The sequence below is a fragment of the Deltaproteobacteria bacterium genome, assembly GCA_016183175.1.
Lineage (GTDB): Bacteria > UBA10199 > UBA10199 > UBA10199 > SBBF01 > JACPFC01.
On the sequence record JACPFC010000059.1, the window covers coordinates 1 to 5,438 of the forward strand.

4 protein-coding genes and 1 other RNA gene are annotated in these 5,438 nt (G+C 54.0%); 2 read left to right on the top strand and 3 right to left on the bottom strand.

All coding sequences use genetic code 11. The annotated features are described in order from the left end of the window. Positions 1-113: 113 nt before the first annotated feature. From HYU99_06935 to ssrA, 3 genes are all read right to left on the bottom strand, one after another. Complete coding sequence (locus HYU99_06935) at positions 114-479, bottom strand: nuclear transport factor 2 family protein (GenBank protein MBI2340079.1); 366 nt, start codon at positions 477-479, stop codon at positions 114-116. 106 nt (positions 480-585) lie between these two features. Next, complete coding sequence (locus tag HYU99_06940) at positions 586-1,551, bottom strand: VIT1/CCC1 transporter family protein (GenBank protein ID MBI2340080.1); 966 nt, start codon at positions 1,549-1,551, stop codon at positions 586-588. 2 nt (positions 1,552-1,553) lie between these two features. Further along, positions 1,554-1,973, bottom strand: a transfer-messenger RNA (tmRNA) gene (ssrA, locus tag HYU99_06945). A gap of 274 nt (positions 1,974-2,247) precedes the next feature. Here ssrA and HYU99_06950 point away from each other — a divergent pair. Beyond that, entirely contained in the window at positions 2,248-4,956 is a 2,709-nt protein-coding gene (locus tag HYU99_06950; GenBank protein ID MBI2340081.1) for a metallophosphoesterase, read from the top strand. Positions 4,957-5,054: 98 nt separating this feature from the next. Beyond that, a partial coding sequence (locus HYU99_06955) for a response regulator (GenBank protein ID MBI2340082.1) occupies positions 5,055-5,438 on the top strand: 384 nt, incomplete at its 3' end.

Genomic DNA, 5,438 nt, shown 5'->3' on the forward strand with positions numbered 1-5,438 from the left:
GAACTGACTGGGCTCGGCGGGCGGAATTCCCCCCACACCCCCCTTCCGTCCGCCTCGCCTTGAACCGGAGCGGAAAGGACGATTTCAAGTTTTTCTTTGGCGGCAAATTATATTCAAAATATTCCGTTTTTGTTCGCAGAACCCTTGAGCAATTCTTGAGACGCTTCCCATTCCTCTACAATTTTATCTCCTTCAAAACGAAAAATATGGATGACGGAGAATATTTTATCTGGTGCAAGCGTTACCTTCCCATGCACCGCCACAAGGTCGCCGTCTTCAAGCACGCGTAGGGTCTCGTATTTTTTATCGGGAAATTGTTTAGCGTTTTCTTCCATGCCGACTAGAAGCGTCTCCCGATCTCCTTTGTAGTAGGCGTTGTGGTGGGTAAAATTTGGATGCACATATTTTTCGTATGCCTCGCGTACCTTGCCAGAAGACGCCAGTTTGAAAAAAGTTGTTGCTATGTCTTTTTTATTCATAATTTTCATTGGCGATTATTGGACATTGTCGTGTGGCAAGTGTAGTGGACTTAACTGCATTCAGTCAACCGGGGACATGTTCATGTCAGGCTCGGTGAACGGGGACTTAAAAAGAGGGAACGCCGAACAACCGGTTGACAAGGGAGCCGATGGCGTAACTGACGGCAACGGCTGTGGTGATGAGGATGAGGTTGGTGGATACCCGTTTTTTCATGTTCATTCCGGAAATAAACGCGAGAACCAGGGAGACGAGGATAAGCATGGCCCCGCCGGCCGTCCAGGAAATCAAGACACTTTTTGAACCGAAAAAAACGGGGAGTATGGGAACCGAACAACCCACCAGATAGGAGATTCCCACAACGGTGGCGGAACGGAACGGGCTCTCGCCCGCGCTCATGCCCGATTTACGGCCCGACAAGAATTCGTCCTTTTCCCTTTCCGTCTGTTCGATTTCCTTTTCGGAACCGGTGGCCAGATAAGCGCCGATGGCCATGGAAATGGCCCCCGCCGCCGCCGTCGTGAAACCGGCAATGAGGACATACGAGACATTCTGAAAGGCCGCAAAAAAACCGCTCACCGCCCCCAAAAGCTCCACCAGCCCGTCGTTAAACCCCAAAAATATGTTCCTGATTTTTTCCGGATTGATTTTTCTTTCGGAAGTGCCCGAAACGATGGTGTCCTCATGGCCGAATTCGTCTTCGAGGACTTTTTTCACGGCGCCTGCAAGAGGCGTATCTTGATAGATCTTCCAGATCGCCAGATATTTGCGGATGCCGTAAATTTCAATCGCCTCAAGAATCAGATACATCGACTTTTCCCCGAAAAGGCGGGATACAAGAGCGATTAGTCCGAGTTTGAGCCGCCGCCCCAGGTTCAGCCTTTCGATTTTTATCTGAAAAAAATCCTCCCAGAAGCGGTAGTGTCTTGTTTCCACGGGGATGAGCTCTTCCAGGATTTTCCGAAAAGGGTCCGATGCCGTTTTGTGAAAAACCTTGTAGAGGGAAAGGTCAAAAAGCTCGTCCAAAATAAGTTGGCGGGCTAGAAGCGTATTTTTTATGGGGGAGGCTTTCATAGTGGTGGAGGCGCCGGGAATCGAACCCGGGTCCGAAAAAGTTCACTCGAAGGGACTACAGGCTTGTCTGCTGGATTGTTTTTAACCCGAAACTGGACCCAACAGCAGGTCTTTCCGGGCGAGCTCGCCTTTGTTTAATCCGCCACCCGACAAAGCAAAAACGGCGGACGATCCCCGTTCATTTGCGCCCGCCGGCCAACCGGGGAGGTGAAGCCGGAAGACGTCGCAGTCAATTAAGCCGCGAGAGCCAGCTCGGTGGGTTGCACCGAGGCTACACTGTTAGTGTTGGCGTTTTTGTTTTTGAAGTCGTTTTCCGCCAAACTGCGTGGCGGACCCGCCGTGTTTAGTGGCGGGAACGAGGGCCTTCAACTCGGCCTGCCCCTTGTAAGATATTACTTTCCCGTCGAAACCAAATCGCCCCCAGATTTTCAAAGAGCACCCCATCATATAAGTTGCTCTGCTTCTGTGTCAACAAAGCCCCCGATTTAATTGCCGCACCTCGCCAGCACGGTGCGTCATAAAATGCGGTTATCCTTCACTTTTTACTAAAAAAGCACGCAACTTTCTGCTAGACTTGCCGATAATAATCTTAAGAGACAAACAAGATTTGTTCTTTCTCACATTGCGCTGATTTTTTGGCACCTCATGTCGCATGACGAGCGGACCCGAAGTTTAAGGGGGGTTTAAGGTTTTTGGATGACCCAACTTAAGAAACTCGAGATCCATTCTCGCCATCTGGATGCACCGGTTACCGTAGACATCCCGCAGGACCCCTTTTTTTCTGAAAATTCCCCTCTTTTAAAATTCGATTCCAATCAGGATGGGACGATTGTCTATTCGCCCGATCGCGGCGTCCCTTCCGATACCATCGAAATCAGCGGGGCGAATAATGCCCATTTCGACTTCAACTCGGCGGAGCGCTTTGCGCGGCAGTTCCAACGATTTTCGGCGTTGCAGGAGATGCAGGAGCCGGTTTTCTCACAGGCTGTTCTTCCTCTCATTCAGACCCCGGCGACGCCCGAAGAGTGGGAGACGGCCAAACGCATCCTCTCGCTGACAGGCGATTATCGGCACCTCTTCGATCTGGCGCTTACGGTCGCCCAGGAGGGAAACGACGCTGTTGCCGAGGATTTTTTGTTTACTGCTTATCGTCTGGCCGGGCGGAATAAGGCGGGGCGGGAGATGATTCCGCGGATTGAAGAAAAATTAAACGAGGTCGGCGCGCGGCTGGAACAAAACCGGCAGGCCCGGTTTGAAATGTTAACGCAATATCCCTATCTCCTCTCCGGCGCGACAACGCCGGTCACGGCAGGGGTTCCCGCCTCCGATGTCTGCGATCCGGACAATCCGCCGGAGGTCAGGGCCTCCTTTTCCGTTGCCGTCCCGCCGGATTTTATCGCAGACAATGCCGATGATCCGGAAGGGGGCATCCTCGATTTTTTTCTCTTTGACCAGCGGGTGGCGGTCCGCCCGATCGGCAGTAATGATGGAGAGCCCGCGGGGCCGGTGGAATTGTTGCCGCTTTCCGCCATCCCCGATTCATCCAGCCCCGATGACGATCCATGGTCGGCCCCCTTTGTCTATCACATCGATCCGGAGCGGGCGAACCGGCGCCTCTTCGGCCGGCCGATGGAGTATTACACGGTTACTTTTGCTGTGCCGTCCGCCGAAATATTGCTTGGAGGGCATTCCACACGGCGATGCGACCTTGTCTTTCTTGAAGGGGACGAAACAGTCCGCGAGGAAAAAGGGACCTTTGTCCTTTCCGCCGAAGGAGAGGAAGAGACAACCGTTTCCGTTGCCGGCGATCTGCATGTCAGCCTCGATGACTGGAAGAATGTAAAAGATATCATCGACGGAATGACCGAGTCGGCCAAAAAGGGGGAGCCGGTTGACCCGCGGGCGGCGGAGGCGGTGGAGCGTTTTTATGCCTCGGCCAACGAAAAGGTGATGGAGTATCTGGAGGAGTCGCAAAACCAGCGCTACCGGGAAGAGATATCGCGGATTTTTCTTCTGGGCGATCTCACCGACTACGCCAACCGGGCGGTGACGCTGGAAAGTGAGGGGTATTATCTCTCCAATGTCCGGCTGTTTGCCTGGATGATCGAAAATAACGAAGCGCCGATCTACGCCGTCTATGGAAACCACGACTGGCACGGTCCGCGTTTTCCGCCGGGGTATCACCTCTTCAATTTTCAGCTGAAACCCGAGTTGAACGAATTTTTTTCGGCCGTGTCGCAAAAATATTTCCTCCTCCATGGCCGCCCCATCGAATGGGTTGACGCCCTCAATTCTCTCTCCCCGTTTACGGCGGACGGGATCTACGAATTTCCGGCCGCTGTTGTCTCCAAATTCCTGTCCGGAGGACCGGATAATATCATGGATGTCCAAATGGCCGTCGGGGGCCATCAATTTATCAACGACTATCTCCGCGAGTCGGGGCCTTATGAAGCCTACGGCCTGAATCTCGGAAACGGCGCCCGCGCTGTTTTTCTTCCCAGCGGCCCCGAAGAGTGGGATCCGGGGTATATCCTCAAAACCTTCGGCCGTTTTTTGGCGGAGGGGGCCGCAAAAGAATACCGGACAGGGCGGCATGATTATGTCGGGGCCATCGCCAGCGCCGCCCGGCAGACCGACTTGAACGGCCAGGGGCCGGGCGGTCATTCCCTTGTCTCTCTCGTTGCGGAGCTTGAACATGCGAGAAGCCAGGGGAAGCACGTTGTCGTTTTCACCCATTTTCCGGCGTTCAACCTTGCCGTCGGCCGCGGGAAGGAGGCCGAAGAAACCCACCGTCTCGAAGACAAATCGGCGCGGGCCCTCCGGATGATCTCCAAACACTATCGCTTCCCTTCGGGGGAGCCGGTGATGTCCGCCATGGTTTCGGGCCATGTGCATACGCGAAGCGTTGGCGATTTCAGATTCGAGTTCTCCTCGGAAGCCGAGCAGGGGGCCTACGAAACAGCCCTGGAAAAGATTCTGGCGGAAAAAAATCCGGATACGCTTCTGGATGAATTAAACACCCTGTGGGAAAAATCCGGTCTTGAAAACAAAATCGTCGTGACCCGGCAGGAGAAAGAAGATCCCTACCGGATAGACAACAAAACGGCGTTTGTGACGATCGACGGCGTCGGCCGAAGCCTCGAAGGGGACGAGACCGGCTTTGCCCTCATGCATTTTGGGGCGGATGGGTCAATAAACCTTGACTTTAAGAACCTGTATGTCAATCCCGAAGGGGAGGTGGTCGTCTACGACGACGCCGAAGAATACCGCGCCCAACGCCTGGCCGAAACGGAGGCATGGGATCGCGAGCAGTTCGCCCAGATCGCCGCCGACAAGGAAGAGGCGCTGGTTCTCGTCTCTTCTCCCGTCCAAATTCCCGACGACATATTTCTGGTCCGGCGGTAACCTAAAAAACTATAAATTTCAGATAAATATATTTTATTCATGGATTGGATAAAAAACTGCCGTTTATCCGGCGCCGCTTTTGGGGTATAATCGATGGAATGGAAAGGAAACGGATTCTCGTGGTGGATGACGAAGAGCCCTTTGTCCGATTCGTGAAGACCGCGCTGGAAAAGACGGGGGTTTACGAAGTCTGCGCCGAAACGGTGGCAGGGCAGGCCTTGGAGACCGCCAGGACGTTCAGGCCGAATTTCATTTTCATGGACGTGGCGATGCCGGGGCTCGACGGCGGGGATGTCGTCGCCCAAATCCGGGCAATCCCGGCCTTAAAGGGGGTGCCCGTCGTCTTTTTAACCGGAACTGCTTCCAAAAATGAAGTGGGCGAACAGGGGGGGATGATCGGCGGGCGCGAATTTTTGGCCAAGCCGGTTACCGTCATGGATCTCATCACCACCGTGGCGCGGCATATAGGCCCCGGATCCGCC